Below are 20,722 nucleotides of genomic sequence, written 5' to 3'. Positions count from 1 at the left end.
GGCTATAAAGAAACGAGCCTATATTGGAACATGGATTGCCTCAGGTGGCAAACCGGCCTGATATCGCTCCCAAGCCATATTATAAGCACACTCCAGATGCTTGACCTTTAGCTTGATGTCAAACAAGGGCGCTGTATAGCGTTTAGCTTTCAATTTCTCGCGCATCGCCAGATATTCTGGAGGGTGCGTTGCATAAAAAATTGCCAACTCTTCATAGGCTTTAAACGAATCCACAACTAGCTCAGGCATTTCAAGTGCATACAACAAAGAACCAGCCCCACGTGATGACGTTTGCTCGCTCATACAGGTAATCATCGGCAAACCCTGCCAGAGCGCTTCTGCACCTGTGGTGTGGGCATTATGCCAACGGCTATCCAAAAACAAGTCAGCGAGTTGAAGTCTCCCCACATGTTCTGCCAATGATGTACGGTGCGCGAAGACCAATCTGCTTTTACTTACACCACTGGTCTCAGCTTCTTGCATTAAATTCTCTTCTGTCTCCAAATTGTCAGTCAACAACCAGAGCACACTTTGGGGCATCGCTTTTAATAGATTCATCCAGACATTAAAGACCAGAGGTTCTATTTTGTAGCTATTATTCAAACTGCAAAATACAAAACCGTCATCCGGCAACCCATATTGATCGCGCTTAAATAATGTAGCTGAATTGCTAATGGCAATATCATAAGGCCACAATGAACCAGGCAGACGAACCAACTTCTCTTGCCAATAATGATCTGTTCCATTTGTGCAAAGCACATCATCGACCATCGTATAATCAATAAAATCAGCACCTGTAGTTGCTTGATATCCAAGATACTGCATTTGCAGCGGCGCAGGTTTTAATGCAAAAAGCTCTGGCCTAGAATGTGTTGTGTAACCCGCTAGGTCTATCAATATATCTATTTCATCTTCAGCAATTTTTGCGGCAATTTCGGGCACACTCATTGATGCAACATCAAGAAAAACATCGCATGATTGCTCTATATCTATACGATAATGGTCTGTTTTTTTATTGTTATATAAAGAATAGGCATATACTTCGAACTGATTTCTATCGTGTAAACCATAAATCTGACAAGTTAAGATCGAAGTTGCATGCTGGCGGAAATCTGGGGAGATGTACGCTATCCTTATTTTTGGTTTTGTTTTCCTAACATGTTCAATTGGTTTTAAACCAGATTTTTGTATTCCTATTTTATGATTAGTTGATATCAGGTGACCTATCATTAGTCGGTATGTATTGTTTAATCGCGAGGATAATATTTCAAATGCGTAACCTGCCGATTTGAATGGCGAATCACCCAAGTTCTCTGGGGCAAGCTGTTTTTCCATAAAGCTCTCATATGCATCCAAGTTCTCCCAATAGCAAACTTTTTTCTCACGATACTTGGATTCGAGATATAAATGGCGCGCATCAACTCTTATGGCCTTTGCTTCCTGAGTTGTTTTAAGTTGCGTTAAATAGTCCATCAACACTGCTGGATCATATTCCCTTGCAAGCGCTATTGCCTGATTCGCTTCATCCAGTCGTTGTAAAGCTGCTAAACAAATACCACGCTGTAGATTTAACTGTGCCTGTTTAGGCTCGATTTTTAAGCCTGCCTCACATATATTTAAAGCTTCGTGGTATTTAAAAATAGTAATCAAATTATCTGCGTAATTGAAATATGTCTGAAAGATTTCTGGCAGGCGTTCTAAGGCATTTTTATTGTGTGCAAGCGCCTCTTTTCTTTTACCTAGTTTAGTTAATACAGCACCTCGATTTATTAAAGCAATCGCCAAGTTAGGGGCAAGTTCTAGCGCCTGATTGTAGTGTTCGAGTGCATCTTCATATTTATCCAGATGCGCTTCCAGCACAGCAAGATTACCAATCAGTTGGGGATGGCATGGCAACAACGATAATGCCTCTAAGGCATATGGGAGTGCTTCTTCAAATCGCATGCGTTCAGAATAAAGAGTTGCCACAGCACTGAGTGTAGTGGGGGTTCGGGATAGCTCCAGCGCACTTTGAAAAGCAATTAAAGCTTCATTAAGTCGGTGTTGCTGGTGTAATGTACTCCCTAGATTGAACCAGTATTGAAGTGTTTTTTCTGTTGAGCTCACGCTTTTAATACCACAGTGATGGAATTTTTGTCAGAAGGTTATTCATACTAAATACATAAAAAAAGCGCCCTATTTAGGACGCTTTTGAGCTTAAATAAATTATTGAGGAGGTAGATTAGCCGATTGAGAAGTTTTTGTAAAAGCGGCTGTACCATTAATCTGAGTGCCAGTGCCATACGCATCTAAATTGTAGCTAAGACCCGCCTGTGCAGCTCGAGAACCCGCAAAGAAACCTGAAAGGTTTATATATCCGCCTGAAGGCCCTCCGTTTGCAGAGCCACCAGCACTAAAAGTACCAGTTAAAGTTCCACCACTAATACTCCCTAAGCTACCATTAAAATTCGCATCATATGTGCCAGCAGCTGCGCCCCCATTCATGGTTAAGTTAAGATTACCAGTCAAGTGTTGCTGGCCAAAATCCACATTCAGGGAACCGCTATTTAATTTACCAGTGTTACCCTGTGTGTCCACTGGGCTAGTGCCCCCCACAAGATTATAGGTCGCGTTATATCCACTGATCGATGCAACATCAGAATTGAGAGAAGCCAAATCAGAAAGTGACGTTGGGGTGCCGTAGATAAAGTGAGGATTATTGTAAGTGCTAGAAGAGCCATCAACATGATATGGCCCGCTACCATTATATGTGTAATCATAACTTTCTTGCTCGGTTACAGTGCCACTGACTCTAAACCAAGACAAAGCACCAACACTGCCCTTATCTAAGGTTTGCGCACCTGCAGATGCAGTGACAGTGTCTGTTCCGATCGCTGTATAATTATTACTTGGTTCATTATAGGTATATTTGAGTTCTGCCTTTACGAAGTTACCAGCACTATCAAAGTTAAAGGATGATGTCTCCGTCTGATTCTCATAACCAAAATCATATGAGAGAGGCGTGAATACTCCTTCACCACCATCACCTGCGTAGGCAAAGGCAGCGCCATCAGCATTCTTAACGGTAACAATAGACGCTAAACTTCCATCCTCATTTCTGATTTCGCCCCCGCGGTAGGTATTGTTTTGATCTTGCCCCTTATTTTGCTCGTTATAGGCAGTGTTTGTATTACTTGGGCCTCTTGCACCAACACCTTCAGTGTTATCACCATAGCTTGGCGCGCCACTACCTACAACGGCCGTTTGACCACGGAATAAAATCAAATTTCCTTTGTCATTAAAAACAAAAATAGAGCCATGATTACAATGCGCCATGAGCTTGCCACGATATTCAGCAAGATATTCAGAACCACGGATACCGATAGTAGCTACAGGCGTAGAAACCTTGTAATTAGGCTTGTTAGCATGACCTACAACACCAGTAATTGCGCGCAAACCACCTTCAATCAGGCGGAAGAATGCTTTTTCTGTACCATCTGTTTTACCGGTATAGCTGTAATCTTCAACCTTGAATTCAGTATTAGGTTGAAATGACATATAGCCACCATCTGTAAAGCGCACTTGCACACGTCCATCGGTAGTTTTGATAGTATCCCCAGGATTGATATCATCACCTTTAATCGCTTGTGATGCGCTTCCATCGCCACGCAAAATAGTGGCTCCGCCCAATGCGAACTCCACGCGCCCTGCTGATGCTATCGCATGCAAAGAAAAAGTAGCAGATATAATGCCAGCCATAATGGCGGTGCGATTTAAATTAAATAGTTTGTTATTGCTGCTAATTGTTTTCATTTTCTATCCCTTTAGCGCTTGATTCATCAGGTGTATTAAATTGCAAGAATTTCTCTAAACTTGACTTACCAGTTGAAGTCTTTACGTATATTGATTGAAATTACTGTGCGCTCATAGCCAAACAGACTGATATTTGAATCGTTATTCAGATAACTGAACTGTGGTTTGACCGTTAAGCCTGGGAATGGGGCATAGCGCACACCTACTGAAAAATCGTATTGCTTATCATGACGCTCGGCCAAAAAGTTCGGGTCTTGTCCATCATAACTTCTATTTTCATAACTAGAATTCGCATAAGCTACGGTTTTGTAATTCACTGCAAACTGACCACCAGCGCGTATTCCATAGATGTCATCGGATGCCAAGTAATCAGCAGACGAGTTATCTGCCTCTTCTTTACCGCCGTATGCGCTTAAGAATATAACAGGCGCTTTATCGCCCGCAAACGCATGACCCCAACCTGCGCCAAGCAGTTTACGACGTGAGTCACGTACGCTTTGGGTTGCATATTCAAGATTAATCAGTTGAGCAAATATACTGACTTGGTTGACATCATCAACGTCGCGCTGCCATTGACCAGTGTAGCTAGTAGATTTCAAAAACTGAACACTGTTGACATCAAAGTCATTACGGCTGACGCTTGCTGTAAACGTATCGATATATTTTTTGTAGCTGACACCAACATTTGTATCAATATAGCTAGGATTAAAAGCATCAGTGTCTCTGTTGCTACGTGCGCTACCTTGAACACCGCCAAATACAGTGAAATCTTTAGCTACGGGAGCCTTGAAAGATACACCGCCACTTAATACACCATATGCACTGCCTGTTTCTATTGACGTATTGGAAAGCGGTAGTGGAATTGTTGGGTTAATACCCGCTGCAATAATAGAGCCATTTGATGTTGCACTATTAATATTAGTGTCGTATCCCAAACCAAGATCAATGTATGCAGCAAAAGTTGTTGCCTGACCAGTCGCTTTATCGATCGCTAAAATGTTGTCTTTCACTAATTTAGAGATAGCAGGATCAAGCTTGTCTGACTGTATATTATTGAATTCGGCTTTTGCATTTTCTGGCTCACCAGCAATGAAATAAGCTCTTGCCAACATTGCACGGGCATCAGCATTGTTTGGTTGAACTGCTAATACACGTTCAAAAGCAAAAATTGCACGTGAAGCATTGCCTGTTTCAACTGCGGAAACACCAAATAGATAGTCATAATCCACATTACCAGCTTTGTCAGACTCTAAGGGTTCAAGCAACTGATAAGCAGCTTTATAATCACGCGCTTTGAGAAGTTCGGCAGCTTTTTCGGTATTAGCATCACCAGCAAAACCAATAAATGAGTAGGAGATTAAGAAAGTAGCTGCAATTAAGCTACAAAGGTGTGTTTTCTGCATATTTAGAACGTCCCCGTAAATTTGTTTAAATATTTCAGTTTAAGTTATTAGAATTTAACTTTAACTATACATATAGATTCAGTTTTTTTAAACATATCGTTCAAAAAATATCCATATAAAGTCCATTTGTTGTGAGTTTACAACATTTTCTATTTGTAACTAACAAAGCTAGCTGAATTAACTGCTTAGTCGCCCACCAGATCAGCGCCAGAAGGCGGGCTGAACTTGAACACCTGCGAGTTAAGTTTTGGGTTGCGCTCCAACTTATTAAACTCGATTAGCGTAACGTGACCAAAGCTGTCATGCAGCTCCATTTGATTTAACACATCGGCCTTAAACCCAAGATAAATAGTGTCAAAGCCACTTTCTTTATCTTTTGGAATAGCTTGCACCCAGTCAAGATTATCCTGACGACCTTCATTCTTTAGTTCGAAGGCTTTATCCATATCTTTGCCACCAGCCAGTAGTGCTGCGGGGCTTGAGCCTAGCGCCTTACTAATGGTGCGCACTGTCACCTGATTAAGGTCTGGGTCGTATAGCCATACCTTTTCACCATCACCCACGATTTGTTGCACATAGGGTTTGTTGTAATCCCAACGAAATTTTCCTGGACGCTGTAACTGCATGCTGCCATCAACCTCCTGCAACTTACGGCCTTGACCATCAACCACCGTCTGGTGAAACTGCGCACGGATCGCGTTGGTATTTTGATAAAAGGATTTAAGGCTGTCGATGCCATCGGCAAAAGCTTCTAGTGGCAATAACGTAGAAAAAATTAAAATTACTGAAATCTTTGCGAATCTGTTCTTGGTTGGCATTTTTGTCTTGTACTAAGTTGAGTATTAATCTTGATTGGTATTAGGTGCAATCACTTCGCGATTGCCATTGCTTTGCATCGCTGTGACTAGGCCCGCGCGCTCCATTTCCTCGATGAGGCGAGCGGCACGGTTATAGCCAATACGCAATTGGCGTTGCACGCCTGAAATCGAAGCTCGGCGGGTTTTGAGCACAATGGCAACGGCTTCGTCATACAGTGGGTCAGCTTCGCCGCCACCTTCACTCAGCTCGCCTGCTTCGCCGCCCTCTTCTGCTACATTATTGAGGATGCCTTCGATATAGTTTGGCTCACCTAACGATTTGATATGGTCAACAACACGATGCACTTCCTGGTCTGAAACAAAGGCACCATGGATACGTTGCGGATAGCTGGTGCCGGGTGGTTGGTAAAGCATATCACCCTGCCCTAACAAAGCCTCTGCACCCATTTGATCAAGAATCGTGCGTGAATCAATTTTGCTGGAAACCTGAAATGCTACACGGGTTGGAATATTGGCTTTAATCAAGCCAGTAATCACATCTACCGATGGACGCTGCGTTGCCAAAATAAGATGAATGCCAGATGCACGAGCTTTTTGTGCCAAGCGCGCAATCAGCTCCTCTACTTTTTTCCCAACGACCATCATCATGTCAGCCAATTCATCAATCACCACCACAATCAAGGGCAGCTCTTCCAGCGGTTCAGGGCTGTCTGGTGTCAAGGTAAATGGATGGGTGATTGGCTTACCGTCTTTGATTGCTTCACGAATCTTCTGGTTAAAGCCCGCAAGGTTACGCACGCCAAGCACAGACATCAGCTTGTAACGGCGCTCCATCTCGGCTACACACCAGTTAAGTGCGTTAGCAGCTTGGCGCATATCGGTTACCACTGGAGCAAGCAAATGTGGAATACCTTCATAAACTGAAAGCTCAAGCATTTTAGGGTCAACCAGTATCAGTCTGACTTTGCTCGGCTCTGCTTTATATAGCAGGCTCAGAATCATGGCATTGATGGCGACTGACTTACCTGAGCCAGTGGTACCCGCAACCAGCACGTGGGGCATTTTTGCCAGATCAGCAACTACAGGCTTGCCCGCAATATCTTTACCCATAGCCATGGCCAATGGCGAATTCACATCTGCATAGACTTGCGAGCCCATGATCTCTGACAGGAATACGATTTGTCGTTTCGGGTTAGGAATTTCCAGACCCATGTATGTTTTGCCTGGAATAGTCTCAACCACACGGATACTCACTACTGAAAGTGCACGCGCCAAGTCTTTGGAAAGATTGGCAACTTGGCTACCCTTTACTCCCGCAGCTGGCTCAAGCTCATAACGCGTAATCACCGGGCCTGGCAATGCGGTAATGACTTTAACTTCAATACCAAAATCCATGAGCTTGCGTTCAATCAGGCGAGAGGTAAAATCCAGCGTTTCTGCTGATTGTAACTCGACTTCGCCATGCGGTTGGTCAAGCAAATGTAATGGCGGCAATGGTGAATCAGGCATGGTTTCGAAAAGCGGCGATTGACGCTCTTTTTCAACCCGGTCACTCTTGGCGATTTCAAGCACAGGCACTTCTATCTTGACGGGCGCGTGATCTTCAACACGCTTGCGTTCGCTGTCCACAAACTCGGTACGTAATTGCTCAGCCACTTTACCGAGCTTTCGGTCTTGCCTGTCTTGCAATTTATCGCTAATAAACTGGCTGGTATTGATGATCGCACCGCCCAGCTTCTCGGCGATCATGATCCATGACCATCCTGTAAATAGACTGAATCCCGTTGCAAGTAAGAGTAATAACAACATGGTCGAGCCAGTAAAACCAAGCATGGACTCAAGCATATGATCAACCACTGAACCTAGCATGCCACCTGGATTTAAAGGTAAATGTGCAGGTAGTGAAATAATGTGACCGACTTCCAATGCTGATGATGCAATCAACAGCATGAAAAACCCCACAATATTGAACAAAAGTAAGGGGCGCTCGTTAGCAGCGACAATCTCAAGCCTCAGATACACCAGCCACATGGCATAAAAAGCAAACACGACCAGCCACCAAGCAGATAGCCCAAACAGATAAAGCAGAATATCGGATATCCATGCACCTGCTGCGCCGCCTGCATTTTTAATAGAGGCACTATCACTAGCGCTGTGTGACCAGGAAGAGTCTTGTGGATGATAAGTGGCGAGGATAACTGTGAGATAAATACCAATGACGACTAAAGCCAGCCACCAAGCTTCTTTAATCAAACCATTGCCGGCACTACTATCCGTGAGCGGTAGAGTTTCACGGCGGCTATTAAGGGCGCGTTTCTTATTCTTGAAAAACAAGGTGTTTTCGTACCTGAACGAGGTTAATATTGAAAAGATTATAGCAGTATCAAGTCAGTCGCGCGAAAGCACATATTTATAGTAGAAACATTGCACAATTTGCCATTAAACTTCACATTTGAAATTCTAAAAATAATTGTAAATTATGACCCTGACTGAACTTCGTTATGTCGTTGCCGTATCACGTGAACGTCATTTTGGCCGCGCAGCAGAAGCTTGCTTTGTTAGCCAACCCACACTCAGCGTAGGCATCAAAAAGCTTGAGGAAGAACTTGGCATTTCGATCTTTGAGCGTGGTTCAAATGAAATTACGCTAACAGCGGTAGGCGAACTGATTGTCGCCCAAGCTGCGCGCATACTGGAAGAAGCCGCGGGCATTAAAAGCATCGCCCAACAAAGTGGCGACCCATTGGCGCATCCATTACGTATAGGCGCCATCTACACGGCAGGACCTTACTTGCTGCCACAGATGTTGCCTTATTTAAAACAGCATGCGCCCGCAATGCAGCTCATTATTCAAGAAAGTTACACAGGTAACTTACGAGAGCAACTCAAAGCTGGCAAAGTTGATGTGATTATTATCTCGCTCCCATTCTCAGAGCCCGGAATTGTCACACAAGCACTTTATGATGAGCCTTTTCAACTAGCATTACCCTCAGACCATGCATGGAATAAGCGAAAAACCATCAGCGCAGAATCATTAGGTGAAGAAACCGTTCTATTGCTAGGCGCTGGGCATTGCTTCCGTGACCAGGTCATTAAAATGTGCCCAAAACTCGCGAATAGCCAAAATGAGAATGGTATTCAGCAAACGTTGGAAGGCAGCTCCCTGGAAACCATACGTTATATGGTGGCCTCTGGTGTGGGCATGACCATACTGCCTTGCACTGCCTGCATACCAACGCGTGAAGAAAATCGCATGCTGATCTTTAAATCTTTCGATCCGCCCGCACCTATGCGTAGAATGGCATTGGCATGGCGTAAGAGCTTCCCTAGGCCTGAAGCAATCGCTATCGTTAGAGCCGCGATTCTGAACGCAAAATTGAATGGCGTAATACCGCTTGATTTGCCTGCATCTGACAATTGGGTAGGATAAATACCGATAGCCTAAGCACATTGAACTGATATATATAATCAATTTGTACTATTAAGAAGTAGAACCTAAGATGGCAATCTTTGTCATCTCCTTACTAACCAGATTTTTGATATGGAGAATTAATCATGGATATTGGCATTTCACAAAAAGACCGCAAAAAAATCGCTGAAGGCTTATCAGGCTTTTTGGCCGACACTTATACTTTGTACCTGAAAACTCATTACTTCCACTGGAATGTAACAGGCCCACAGTTCCGTACATTGCACCTGATGTTTGAAGAGCAATACAACGAACTCTGGTTGGCAACAGACCTCATTGCTGAACGCATCCGCTCACTTGATTTTGTTGCACCTGGCACCTACAAAGATTTCAGCAAGCTGACTTCTATTAAAGAAACCGATGGCGTACCTGATGCACATGACATGATCAAGGAATTGATTGATGGCCATGAAACCGTTGTACGGACAGCGAGAAAATTAATCCCGATTGCTGATGCAGCTACCGATGAAGTCACCACTGATTTGGCAACACAGCGTCTGCAAGTGCATGAAAAAACCGCATGGATGTTGCGCAGTTTGTTGGCTAAGTAATTATTGATCGAATAACTACCAACATAAGCATTCAGCAATATAACAAGCATTTAACAGGTATTCAGGAGCTTTAAGCATGGCGACAAGACACATTCATTTACTCATACTGGGCTCAGGCCCAGCGGGCTATTCAGCCGCGGTATATGCTGCGCGCGCAAACCTTAAACCAGTGTTGATCACTGGTATCGCCCAAGGCGGTCAATTGATGACGACGACAGAAGTCGACAATTGGCCAGCGGATGCCGATGGCGTGCAAGGCCCAGAGTTAATGGCGCGTTTTCAAAAACATGCGGAACGCTTCAATACGGAAATGATTTTTGATCATATCCATACTGCCAAACTCACCGAAAAACCGATTCGGTTGATTGGTGATGCTGGTGAATACACTTGTGATGCCTTGATTATTGCGACTGGTGCTTCTGCGCAATATTTAGGTTTGCCATCTGAAGAAGCTTTCGCAGGCAAAGGCGTTTCTGCCTGTGCGACTTGCGATGGTTTCTTCTATCGCAACCAGGAAGTCGCTGTAGTCGGTGGCGGTAACACTGCAGTGGAAGAGGCTCTGTATCTGTCTAATATTTCCAGCAAAGTCACGCTGGTGCATAGACGTGACAAATTCAAGGCTGAAGCAATCTTGGTAGATAAAGTGAATGAGCGCGTAAAAGAAGGCAAGATTGAACTGCAACTCTTTTCTACGCTAGATGAAGTGCTCGGCGACCAAACGGGTGTGACTGGCATGCGCCTTAAAAATGTGCAGGATGGCAGCAGCAAAGACATCCCGCTCAAAGGCGTGTTTATCGCGATTGGTCATAAGCCAAACACAGACATCTTTGAAGGCCAGCTTGAAATGGAAGGCGGTTACATCGTCACCCAAGCGGGCCGCAAAGGTAACTTCACTGCCACCAGCGTACCAGGCGTATTTGCTGCGGGAGATGTGCAAGATCATGTATATCGTCAAGCCGTGACCAGCGCTGGTACAGGTTGTATGGCAGCGCTTGATGCAGAGCGTTACCTTGATGGGTTATCCGAAGCAGTTGTAGAGTAATTTAAGTAGCAAAACAAAAACGCAGGCACAGGATAAACCCTGACCTGCGTTTTTTATTTTGGCCAGCGCGCCTATAATTAGCTGACTCATACCTCTTAGGTTGCTTACCGCTATGTCAGACAAACGTCCGAATAAAGACCAAGCACCCGATCAAACGATTGATGAAACAGAGCGGCTACTTTTTAAAGAGGCCGTTAAAGATGCGCGGCCACTTAAAGCCAAGCGCATCGAACCACATATCCCTCGCCCCAAACCCATTCCCCAACAATTTATTCGTGACGAAAGACAAGCGCTCATTGACTCACTGAGTGACGGCTATATTCCCGCGCATGAGCTTGAAAGTGGTGAAGAACTTTTGTATCTGCGTGACGGCCATTCACCTGACATATTGAGCAAGTTACGACGCGGCCATTGGGTAGTACAAGCCAGTATTGACCTGCATGGCCTAATTGTCGATGAAGCACGTCTGTATGTTGCCGAGTTTTTATCTGAATGTAAAAAACGTGGCGTACGCTGTGTACGTATTGTGCATGGTAAGGGGCTAGGCTCGCGCAATAAAGAACCTATCCTTAAACACAAACTGCGTAACTGGTTGATGCAAAAAGATGAAGTGATTGCTTATGCACAGGCAAAAGCGAATGATGGTGGTAGTGGCGCAGTGTTGGTATTGCTTAAAGCGAATTGAAAAAAATATTTAAATAATTTTCAGGTCAACGCGATGGATAAGCTGGCGTTAATGCCTACAAGCTGATTAACTTAAAAATGACAGATTAGAATCAACATAGATTTAGAATCAACCAGTAAATAAATCCAAACATTATCAATTGATCTATTCTCAATACTGATATGTATTTCAAGAGCATTCCATGAAGCATCCACTCAATAGCATTATCCATCTATTCAGCAGCTTGGTTTTAATCGTTGGTTTTCAAGGCATACTTCACGCAGATGACGATTTAATCAACGCTGACTTAAGCCATTTAAGCCTGACGCAAGCCGAGCAGCTATTCAGCAAGAATAATAAGGAAGTGCTTGCCGCAAAACGTGCTGTTGAAGGTTCTGAGGCAGATACTTTAACCGCTGGACAAAAACCTAACCCAGTATTGTCTATGGGTGTTTCCAGCTTCAACCTGAATCGCAAACAGGGCAACACCAATCCTAATGGCAGCAATTCACTAGAGAATAAAACGCTGGATAGCGGCCTGCAGCTTAACCAGCTATTTGAACGCGGCAATAAGCGTGAATTGCGTTTGGCATCAGCCGAGAATGCAGTCAAAGCCTCCAAGCTGGATTTCAAGGATACGTTTCGTCAACAAAAGCTCGTGTTAAAAGGTGCTTATTACGATCTACTGTTGGCTCAAGAATCTGAGCAAATACAAAAAAACAATGTAGCACTCTATGAAAAAAGCCTGCAAGCCGCCGACTTGCGCTTGAAAGCAGGTGACATATCAGCCACTGATGTTGCGCGTATTCGGGTAGATGCATTGCGGGCAAAAAATGATCAACGACAATCTGTTGCTGATCGTGAGAAAGCCCAAGCGAACCTAGCCTACCTGATTGGGCAAGAGAAAGTAGCTAGCAGCATTGTGGCCACTGACACATGGCCAAGCCTTAATTTAGGCGCATCAGAAGTGATTGATCACGATACTGCCACCGACGAAACCATATTAAGCCAGCGCGCCGATATTCAAGCAGCTGATGCCCGCGCCCAACAAGCTGAAGATAACCGTCGCTTGGCGCAATCGTTAAAAACTAGGGATGTGACAGTCGGCGTGCAATACGATCACTTCCCTGGCCAAAACCCAGGGGTGGGTGAAGATACCGTAGGGGCTTCAGTCAGCATTCCCCTCTTCACCAGCTATCAATATCAAGGCGAGATCGCTCGGGCAGAAGTTGATTTCACCTCTGCACTTGAAGCCAAAGAACAAACACGTGCAGCAGCACTCGGTGAAATCACCCGAGCCCGTGCCGACCTCAATGCAGCGACTGAAAAAGTACAGCGCGTAGATGGTGAAATGCTTAGCGAAGCTAAAAAAGCAGCTGATGCCGCCGAATTCGCTTATCAGCATGGAGCTATGAATGTCACTGATTTATTAGATGCAAGGCGCGTACTGCGCGCACTTGAACTTGATGCCGCCGTTGTGCGTGCAGACTATGCAAAATCGCTTGCCACATGGCAAGCCGCTATTAATCCTGAGGAAGCACCATGAAATACCCGATTTCAGCTATTAATATAGCCATCAATGCAGTATTTTTAGGCACACTGGCTTTCAACTTGGCAACCGTGCATCAAGCGCATGCGGATACGACCAAAACAGCCAAGACCATCACTAATGAAATCGTGCTGCCGCCGAATTCCCCTCAACTCACCAGCCTGAAAATTGAGCCTGTGATTGAAGTCACGGCACCAGTGACTGACCCATTGAACGGCAAGATTATTTTTGATGAAAATCACACTTCGCGCATCAGTTCATCTGTGTTGGGTCGCGCCATCAAAATCAACGTGCAAATTGGCGACAAAGTAAAAGCAGGCCAAGTATTGCTAGTGATGGATTCACCTGACCTTGGTAGCGCACTCGCCGATGCACGCAAGGCAGATGCTGATCTCGCCCTTAAAAAACAGGCACATGATCGCAGCAAAATGCTGCTTGAAGGTGGTGTCATAGCGCAGAAAGAGTTTGAAGGAACGCAAGCTGATTTGGCGCAATCAGCGGCTGAATCGCAACGGGCACGCGCGCGCCTCACAAATCTTGGCGCTGGTGGTGGCAACTCCAGTGAAAGCTATACCTTGCGTTCCCCCATTTCTGGCGTGGTAGTCGATAGACAAGCCAATCCAGGTAGCGAAATCAGGCCTGATGCAGCAGCGCCTTTATTCACGATTACCGACCCTAACTTTCTGTGGGCAACCATTGATCTGCCAGAGCGTGACTTATCTAAAGTCGGTGAAAACCAGCCATTGAGCATAGAAGTAGATGCCTACCCTGATGAAGTATTTAAGGGGCGTGTGCTCTCAATAGGCGCGATGGTTGACCCTAGCACGCGACGTATTTCTGTGCGTTGCGCTGTAGAGGGCAAGGGTAAGCTGAAGCCAGAGATGTATGCCCGCATTACACCACTGAGTACCGCCAACACCAAGGTGATACGCCTCCCCAATACAGCGATGATTACCGAAGGATTGTATAACTACGTATTCGTTGAGGTATCTCCTGGTCGTATCGTAAAACGCCAAGTCACGCTAAATTCACAAGGACGAGACTTTGCGACCGTGAAAGAAGGCTTGAGTGTCGGCGACCGCCTGGTAACGTCTGGCGCGATTCTTTTAAACTCTGAGCTGGCATCGGGTAAATAGGCATGTTGGGTAAAATCATTACGTTTTCACTGCAGCAGCGCGCCTTTGTGCTGCTCAGCGCCGTCATACTTGCTATTGCTGGCTGGTTTGCAGTGACCAACCTACCCATCGAAGCCTTCCCTGATGTAGAAGATGTGCACGTCGGTATCGTCACGCAAGCCAGTGGCTTGGCCCCTGAAGAAGTTGAACGGGTAGTCACGCTGCCTATTGAGCATGAGATGAGTGGCGTGCCACATCTCACCCAAATGCGCTCTGTATCCATCGTCGGGCTTTCAGTCATCACGCTCACATTCTCTGAAAAAACCGATGATTATTTTGCGCGCCAACAAGTGCTTGAACGTTTGCAAGGAGTTGGTCTACCCGCCGCTTATCAACCAACGCTCGCACCATTGACCACGGCAGTAGGGGAGATCTTCCGCTACCTGGTTGAAGCGCCTAAAGATACCCCGCAACGCGAGATTCGTGCGATTCAAGACTGGCAGATTCGCCCCACTCTGCGTACCGTGCCAGGAGTAGCTGATATCACCAGCTTTGGTGGTTCAGTAAAAGAATATCAAGTAAAACTTGATCCATACTTACTAAAGAAATTCGACATCAGCATCGACCAGGTCAACAAGGCGCTAGCGAACAACAGCACCAATGTTGGCGGTGGTAACCTGCACCGTGGCGATGAGGCATTGGTAGTACGTGGCATTGGGCTATACAAAAGTCTGGATGACATTGCCCAAACAGTGATTACCTCCCATGATGGAAAACCAATCCTGGTGAGTGATATTGGTAAAGTGGAAATTGGTGACCGACCACGTTCAGGCATTGTTTCGTTCAACGACAAAGATGATGTGATTGAAGGTATTGTTATTATGAGCAAGGGCCAGAACCCCGCCCACGTCATAGCTGCCCTGCAGGACAAAGTAAAAGAGATCAACGAAAAACTACCACCTGGCGTGAAACTGGTACCGTTTTATGACCGCACTAACTTGATTCACCACACGGTACACACCGTCACTGAAAACCTGATTGTGGGTGCGGTGTTAGTGGTTGCGATATTGATAGTATTTTTACGTAACTGGCGTGCCGCCTTGATCGTGGCCTCAGTCATTCCACTTTCGTTATTATTTGCCTTCATCATCATGGATATCCGTGGCGTTTCGGCCAACCTGATTTCACTAGGTGCAGTCGACTTCGGGATTATCATCGATAGTGCGGTGGTACTGGTAGAAGCACTGATGGTGCGGCTAGCGATGGCACAGACTGATAAATATCCACAGCAGGGAAATTACGGCTGGCGCATCAACACCCTCAAACAAACCGCGATTGAAATGGGGCGCCCTATCCTCTTCTCAAAAGCCATTATCATCTTGGCATTCTTGCCCATATTCACCTTTCAGCGAGTTGAGGGCAAAATCTTCTCACCCATGGCATTTACCCTAAGTTTCGCCCTGCTTGGCGCAATCACACTCACGCTGACGCTGGTCCCTGCTCTGCTTTCTTTCACCATGCGCCGTTCGGACATGGCAGAGAAACATAGCAAATGGATGGATAAGATTCAGCAAAATTATCGCAAGATGCTGTTGCGTGCTGGCGAATTCAAAATACCGGTACTCGCTGTTTCCATAGGCCTGCTTGTGGTTTCACTACTGCTTGCCCCGAGACTGGGATCAGAGTTCTTACCTAAGCTGGATGAAGGCAATATCTGGCTCACCATAAGCCTACCGCCTTCTACTGCACTTGAGAAAACCAAAGAGGTAGAAAAACATGTGCGCCAGATTCTATTGAGCTATAAAGAGGTGAATCTGGTCGTTAGCCACATGGGACGGCCTGATGATGGTACCGACCCTAAAGGTCCGAATAATATCGAAATACTGGCAGACCTGAAACCACGCGACACGTGGAGCTTTGCCACCAAGGATGAACTGATTACCAGCATGTCGGAAAAAATCCATCAGATTCCTGGCATCCCCACCAACTTCTCGCAAGTGATTCAGGATAACGTCGAAGAAGCATTATCTGGTGTTAAAGGCGAAATCTCAGTCAAGATATTTGGCCCTGATCTAGGGATTCTTGAAGCGAAAGCCGATGAAGTCGTTGATGTATTAAATACGGTAAAAGGCGCAACCGATGTTGCCGCCATCCGAATCTCAGGCAACTCCGAGCTAGATATCACGCTGGATCGCGGCAAGCTGGCACGCTATGGCATGAATGTCAGCGATGTGAATACAACCGTGCAAACCGCACTGGCTGGCAATGCCGCCAATACATTCTATGAAGGCGAACGCAGCTTTGATATTACCCTGCGCCTGGACTTACCTTATCGTGATGCGGTAGACGACATTGCGGAACTGCCAATTGCCCTGCCTGATGGTTCGGGCACCATCCCGTTAAGTGAAGTAGCCACTATAGAAGTGAAACAGGGTGCATCACGTGTCAGCCGTGAAGGCGTATCACGGATTGTCGCCATCAAGGCCAACCTGATTGATCGCGACCAAGGCAGCTTTGTTAAAGAGGCGATGGAAAAAGTAAAAGCGCAGGTCAATCTACCCCCTGGCTACACCATGACATGGGGTGGCCAGTTTGAAAACCAGCAACGCGCCATGAAGCGACTTGAAGTCATCGTACCGCTATCCATATTGCTGATTTTTGTGCTTCTATTCACTGCTTTCCGCTCCATACGTAATGCACTTCTAGTATTGCTGATGATTCCATTCACACTGATTGGCGGTCTTGCTGGCTTAGGTTTTGCAGGCTTGCATCTATCAGTATCGGCTGCCGTTGGCTTTATTGCCCTCGCCGGCATTTCCGTGCAAAACGGCGTGATTATGGTGGAACAGATCAAGCACTTGATTCGCGAAGGTATGGCAGTTAGCGAAGCCGTGCTAGAAGGTGCCGTTGCCAGATTACGCCCTATATTGATGACCGCCCTGATGGCGGGCTTGGGCTTGATGCCTGCCGCACTCTCGCACAGCATAGGTTCAGAAACTCAACGCCCATTTGCAGTGGTGATTGTTGGCGGCTTGATCACCGCGACGTTCTTCACACTCTTACTGCTACCGCTGCTATTCCCATTCTTCTCTGATGAAAAGAAAAGCCGTGCCTGGAAAGGCGGGCAATAGTAGCTAATGAATAAGGCGCAATGCTGTTAAGCCATTGCGCCTTATTCATGTCCACGGGCTAACAGCGCCAGTTCTTAGTAAATGCCTACGCGCTGGTAATTTGCTCCAAATGATCAGCAAAGTTTTCTCTTAAGACAGGGGGTAACGATTTAATCGTCAAAGCATGGCGCAAGGTTTCTGCGTTGCCCTCTTCTAGTTTTTGCATGCCTAATGCTGCACGTATGCTGATACTTTGTGGGTCACGTTCTAACAGCTGTATTTCATCTCCCGCCCCAACTTCGCCTTCGGTTAACACCTTGTGATAAAAACCGCTGCGGCCACTCACCAAAAACTCGCGGACCACTCCAGGCTTGCCAATTTTGTGACCAAACTTGAAACATGGATTACGCGGCATGGTTACCTGAATAACCGCCTCGCCGATGGACAATATATCGCCTATGTAGGCGTCATCTTCAAGTAAGCCGCTAATAGTGAAATTCTCACCAAAGGTGCCGTAAGGTAAGTGTTCTATGCCAAGAAATTGTTGCCAATATTGATAATGCTCAAGTGGGTAACTATAAGCGGCCTGATATTCACCGCCATGTACCGTCAAATCTGCCTGGCCATCCCCTATTAGATTGTTGAATCCCAACCAGACCCGACCAGGCTGAGGCAACTTATATATGCCTGTTGATATCAGTGTGCCATGCATACTGACTGCTTCTGGCATGGCCACGTTTACTGAGATGAGCTTCATAATGCGTCACTCCTTATGGAATAAAACCATACACAAGCTTAACTACTGTTGATTGATCAAGCATACTGCTTCAGCGGCAATCCCCTCACCCCGTCCAGTAAAGCCGAGTTTTTCTGTCGTTGTTGCTTTTACATTCACTGCATCAAGCGCTATACCAATATCTTCAGCAATATGTTCACGCATCGTGGTGATGTAAGGGGCGAGCTTGGGTGCTTCGGCGATCACTGTGGCGTCGATATTAACAACGACATAGCCTTTGTCATTGACCAGCGCCACCACATGCTTCAGCAACTGGCGTGAATCGATGCCTTTATAACGCTCATCAGTATCAGGGAAATGCTTGCCGATATCGCCAAGCGCTGCCGCACCTAATAGGGCATCACAAATAGCATGCAGCAATACATCCGCATCAGAATGGCCTTTCAAGCCTTTTTCATAGGGAATATCAACACCGCCGATAATGCAGCGCCGCCCTTCTACTAGCTGATGTACATCAAAGCCGTGGCCTATTCTCAATTGCTTTTCCTTTACTTGGTTTTGCTGGCTAATTAGTTTTTACGGCTAATCTGGACACATCTGCCTGCAAAATAGCTTCTATCAATGCCAAATCTTCTGGGTAAGTGACTTTAAGATTACGCAGCTCACCTAGGACTAATTTGGGGTGATGGCCAAGCGCCTCAATCGCTTGTGCTTCATCAGTCGCCACACTAGATTTTTCTGCCGCAAGCTTCAGTGCTTCAACCAACATGCCATAACGGAACATCTGCGGCGTTTGTGCCTGCCAGAGATGGTCTCTTGGCTCAGTATGCGCGACACGCTGCTCGTCGTCAGCACGCTTGAGGGTGTCAGCCAAAGGTATCGCCAGCAAACCACCAACCGCATCATTTTCCAATTTATCAAGCAAGCGATTCAGCAAGCCATCAGTCAAACCGGGCCTAGCTGCATCATGCACCAGAACCCAGTCATCTGGGTCTATGTGGCCGCTCAATTCGCCAAGGCCGTTCAATACCGTTTGCGAACGGATAATACCTCCGCAACGATAAATCCGGGTTTTGTCACTGATTTGAATCTTGGCTGCATCCCATTCCAAATCATCTGCACTCAGTAATACAGCCACTGAACTGATGCGGTTGCTTGATGAAAATACGCGCAAGGTCTGCTCAATCATGGGGCGCCCTGAAAGTGGCAAATATTGTTTAGGTACTTGTGATCCCATGCGGCTACCAGCGCCAGCTGCGGGAATAATGACGTGAAATATAGGCATGCCTTATTTTAGCATGCGGTCATTTAGATTCTGGTATTAGAGCCCTAAAAGTGCAGGTAGATCACGCACTGAATCAATCACCCAATCGGGCTTGATAGTAGATGCCTCAAAATAGCCTTGTCTGAATTTACCAGTTCTAACTAATACCCCCTTAATCCCAGCAGCTTGCGCACCGCCGATGTCGGAATCAATATCATCTCCAACCATGATGACCTCCGACGGTTTCAAGCCCATATCATCTAATGCGATCTGGAAGAAATCTGCAGACGGTTTGCCGATGATCATCGAGGTGCTACCACTTGCATACTCCAGCCCGGCAATAAAGCTGCCGATATCCATTTGCAAACCATATTCGGTTTCCCAAAACTTGTTTTTATGAATGGCGATTAGCTTGGCATCATCCATCAGGCAATTAAATAATTCGTTCAACAGTTTGTAAGACCATGCATCGCCAATATCGCCAACAACGATGAACTCGGCTTCTGTATTCGATTGCCGAAATTCAGCGAAGTCTTTTTTGACATCATCAGCCAGTAGAAAACGGCAAATAGGTTTGGATTGTTTGCGTAAATAAAGCAAAGCCGCCTGTGGTGCACTAATGATTTCTTCTCTCTCAACATCAAGCCCAAACGCGCTGATCTTCTTTTGTAAGGAATCAAGCGACAAAGTGCTGGTGTTGGTCACGAAACGGCAGGCGATGCCTTTTGCACGGATGCTTGCAACCGCGTCCATTGCCCCATCAATCTGGCTTTTACCTACATAAAGTACGCCATCAAGGTCAAACAGAATGCCCTTGATTGAAGAAATCTGGGCTGTTGGTGAATGGTTCATGGCAATCACTCCGTGATATATCCACAAGATATACGCAGATTTTATGCCAGATATGACTGCAATACGACGAGGGTGTTTTGAGGAGGGTTAATATTCTCCGCACTGCCTAAACAGCATGGCCTATTGGAAGTTATGCAAGTAAAGCACTATTTTCGCGGATAGCATCACTCACCAATGCATGCAGGCCTTCAGCATTATTGTCTTTAACATGGGCCACTATCTGCTGGCGCATGCCGAGTGCCCAAAAGCGTTTAAGGTGACTTGCGATATCGTGTTTTGCTTGCTCTACATCGGGATAGGAACGGAAAAAATCGCCAATCTGGTTGGCCATGGTCACTAAGGTTTCAATCTTCATAT

At 45.9% G+C, this 20,722-nt stretch carries 17 protein-coding genes; 7 read left to right on the top strand and 10 right to left on the bottom strand.

The window, feature by feature from the left end; genetic code table 11:
• Nucleotides 1-18: 18 nt before the first annotated feature.
• The 5 genes from ZMTM_RS05435 to ZMTM_RS05415 form a co-directional block, all read right to left on the bottom strand.
• The gene (locus ZMTM_RS05435; protein WP_221765287.1) at nt 19-2,106 is read right to left on the bottom strand and encodes an O-linked N-acetylglucosamine transferase, SPINDLY family protein; all 2,088 of its coding nucleotides are present in this window, start codon (nt 2,104-2,106) and stop codon (nt 19-21) included.
• A gap of 99 nt (nt 2,107-2,205) precedes the next feature.
• Nucleotides 2,206-3,792, bottom strand: a complete 1,587-nt coding sequence (locus ZMTM_RS05430; protein WP_221765286.1) for a FecR family protein — start codon at nt 3,790-3,792, stop codon at nt 2,206-2,208.
• Nucleotides 3,793-3,857: 65 nt separating this feature from the next.
• Nucleotides 3,858-5,195, bottom strand: a complete 1,338-nt coding sequence (locus ZMTM_RS05425; RefSeq protein WP_221765285.1) for a tetratricopeptide repeat protein — start codon at nt 5,193-5,195, stop codon at nt 3,858-3,860.
• 185 nt (nt 5,196-5,380) lie between these two features.
• The gene (lolA, locus tag ZMTM_RS05420) at nt 5,381-6,013 is read right to left on the bottom strand and encodes an outer membrane lipoprotein chaperone LolA (protein WP_221765284.1); all 633 of its coding nucleotides are present in this window, start codon (nt 6,011-6,013) and stop codon (nt 5,381-5,383) included.
• A gap of 24 nt (nt 6,014-6,037) precedes the next feature.
• On the bottom strand, nt 6,038-8,347 hold the full coding sequence (locus ZMTM_RS05415) for a DNA translocase FtsK (RefSeq protein WP_221765283.1): 2,310 nt from the start codon (nt 8,345-8,347) through the stop codon (nt 6,038-6,040).
• 145 nt (nt 8,348-8,492) lie between these two features.
• Here ZMTM_RS05415 and ZMTM_RS05410 point away from each other — a divergent pair, with 145 nt between their 5' ends.
• From ZMTM_RS05410 to ZMTM_RS05380, 7 genes are all read left to right on the top strand, one after another.
• Nucleotides 8,493-9,443, top strand: a complete 951-nt coding sequence (locus tag ZMTM_RS05410) for a LysR substrate-binding domain-containing protein (RefSeq protein WP_221765282.1) — start codon at nt 8,493-8,495, stop codon at nt 9,441-9,443.
• A gap of 125 nt (nt 9,444-9,568) precedes the next feature.
• Nucleotides 9,569-10,033 carry a Dps family protein gene (locus ZMTM_RS05405; RefSeq protein WP_221765281.1) on the top strand — a complete coding sequence of 155 codons (465 nt, stop codon included), beginning with the start codon at nt 9,569-9,571 and terminating at the stop codon, nt 10,031-10,033.
• Between the two features lie 76 nt (nt 10,034-10,109).
• Nucleotides 10,110-11,075: a thioredoxin-disulfide reductase gene (gene trxB, locus ZMTM_RS05400; RefSeq protein WP_221765280.1), complete on the top strand. Its 966-nt coding sequence runs from the start codon at nt 10,110-10,112 to the stop codon at nt 11,073-11,075.
• A 112-nt stretch (nt 11,076-11,187) separates the two neighbouring features.
• The gene (locus tag ZMTM_RS05395; RefSeq protein ID WP_221765279.1) at nt 11,188-11,760 is read left to right on the top strand and encodes a Smr/MutS family protein; all 573 of its coding nucleotides are present in this window, start codon (nt 11,188-11,190) and stop codon (nt 11,758-11,760) included.
• Nucleotides 11,761-11,941: 181 nt separating this feature from the next.
• The gene (locus tag ZMTM_RS05390) at nt 11,942-13,285 is read left to right on the top strand and encodes a TolC family protein (protein ID WP_221765278.1); all 1,344 of its coding nucleotides are present in this window, start codon (nt 11,942-11,944) and stop codon (nt 13,283-13,285) included.
• On the top strand, nt 13,282-14,424 hold the full coding sequence (locus tag ZMTM_RS05385) for an efflux RND transporter periplasmic adaptor subunit (RefSeq protein WP_221765277.1): 1,143 nt from the start codon (nt 13,282-13,284) through the stop codon (nt 14,422-14,424). The genes ZMTM_RS05390 and ZMTM_RS05385 overlap by 4 nt, the downstream gene beginning before the upstream one ends.
• Nucleotides 14,425-14,426: 2 nt before the next feature.
• Nucleotides 14,427-17,534: an efflux RND transporter permease subunit gene (locus ZMTM_RS05380; protein ID WP_221765276.1), complete on the top strand. Its 3,108-nt coding sequence runs from the start codon at nt 14,427-14,429 to the stop codon at nt 17,532-17,534.
• Between the two features lie 85 nt (nt 17,535-17,619).
• Here ZMTM_RS05380 and ZMTM_RS05375 read toward each other — a convergent pair whose 3' ends face one another.
• From ZMTM_RS05375 to ZMTM_RS05355, 5 genes are all read right to left on the bottom strand, one after another.
• A complete protein-coding gene (locus ZMTM_RS05375) occupies nt 17,620-18,270 on the bottom strand; it encodes an MOSC domain-containing protein (RefSeq protein WP_221765275.1) in 651 nt (216 codons plus the stop codon).
• A gap of 42 nt (nt 18,271-18,312) precedes the next feature.
• Nucleotides 18,313-18,786, bottom strand: coding sequence for a 2-C-methyl-D-erythritol 2,4-cyclodiphosphate synthase (ispF, locus tag ZMTM_RS05370; protein WP_221765274.1), 474 nt, complete (start codon nt 18,784-18,786; stop codon nt 18,313-18,315).
• Nucleotides 18,787-18,814: 28 nt separating this feature from the next.
• Nucleotides 18,815-19,534 carry a 2-C-methyl-D-erythritol 4-phosphate cytidylyltransferase gene (gene ispD, locus ZMTM_RS05365; RefSeq protein ID WP_221765273.1) on the bottom strand — a complete coding sequence of 240 codons (720 nt, stop codon included), beginning with the start codon at nt 19,532-19,534 and terminating at the stop codon, nt 18,815-18,817.
• Between the two features lie 36 nt (nt 19,535-19,570).
• Nucleotides 19,571-20,365 (bottom strand): TIGR01458 family HAD-type hydrolase, encoded by a 795-nt coding sequence (locus tag ZMTM_RS05360; RefSeq protein ID WP_221765272.1) that lies wholly within the window; start codon nt 20,363-20,365, stop codon nt 19,571-19,573.
• 130 nt (nt 20,366-20,495) lie between these two features.
• On the bottom strand, nt 20,496-20,720 hold the full coding sequence (locus ZMTM_RS05355) for a formate dehydrogenase subunit delta (RefSeq protein WP_221765271.1): 225 nt from the start codon (nt 20,718-20,720) through the stop codon (nt 20,496-20,498).
• Nucleotides 20,721-20,722 lie beyond the last annotated feature (2 nt).

Origin of the sequence: Methyloradius palustris (assembly GCF_019703875.1) — a bacterium.
GTDB lineage: Bacteria > Pseudomonadota > Gammaproteobacteria > Burkholderiales > Methylophilaceae > Methyloradius > Methyloradius palustris.
This window is presented reverse-complemented; position numbering and strand designations above follow the sequence as displayed.

Excerpts from the sequence above, each read along its gene's own strand:
- ZMTM_RS05395 (WP_221765279.1), top strand. The coding sequence starts at position 11,188 with ATGTCAGACAAACGTCCGAATAAAGACCAAGCACCCGATCAAACGATT.
- ZMTM_RS05390 (WP_221765278.1), top strand. The coding sequence starts at position 11,942 with ATGAAGCATCCACTCAATAGCATTATCCATCTATTCAGCAGCTTGGTT.
- ispD (WP_221765273.1), bottom strand. The coding sequence starts at position 19,534 with ATGCCTATATTTCACGTCATTATTCCCGCAGCTGGCGCTGGTAGCCGC.
- ZMTM_RS05360 (WP_221765272.1), bottom strand. The coding sequence starts at position 20,365 with ATGAACCATTCACCAACAGCCCAGATTTCTTCAATCAAGGGCATTCTG.
- ZMTM_RS05355 (WP_221765271.1), bottom strand. The coding sequence starts at position 20,720 with ATGAAGATTGAAACCTTAGTGACCATGGCCAACCAGATTGGCGATTTT.
- lolA (WP_221765284.1), bottom strand. The coding sequence starts at position 6,013 with ATGCCAACCAAGAACAGATTCGCAAAGATTTCAGTAATTTTAATTTTT.
- ZMTM_RS05385 (WP_221765277.1), top strand. The coding sequence starts at position 13,282 with ATGAAATACCCGATTTCAGCTATTAATATAGCCATCAATGCAGTATTT.
- ZMTM_RS05430 (WP_221765286.1), bottom strand. The coding sequence starts at position 3,792 with ATGAAAACAATTAGCAGCAATAACAAACTATTTAATTTAAATCGCACC.
- ZMTM_RS05410 (WP_221765282.1), top strand. The coding sequence starts at position 8,493 with ATGACCCTGACTGAACTTCGTTATGTCGTTGCCGTATCACGTGAACGT.
- ZMTM_RS05375 (WP_221765275.1), bottom strand. The coding sequence starts at position 18,270 with ATGAAGCTCATCTCAGTAAACGTGGCCATGCCAGAAGCAGTCAGTATG.
- trxB (WP_221765280.1), top strand. The coding sequence starts at position 10,110 with ATGGCGACAAGACACATTCATTTACTCATACTGGGCTCAGGCCCAGCG.
- ZMTM_RS05425 (WP_221765285.1), bottom strand. The coding sequence starts at position 5,195 with ATGCAGAAAACACACCTTTGTAGCTTAATTGCAGCTACTTTCTTAATC.
- ZMTM_RS05380 (WP_221765276.1), top strand. The coding sequence starts at position 14,427 with ATGTTGGGTAAAATCATTACGTTTTCACTGCAGCAGCGCGCCTTTGTG.
- ZMTM_RS05405 (WP_221765281.1), top strand. The coding sequence starts at position 9,569 with ATGGATATTGGCATTTCACAAAAAGACCGCAAAAAAATCGCTGAAGGC.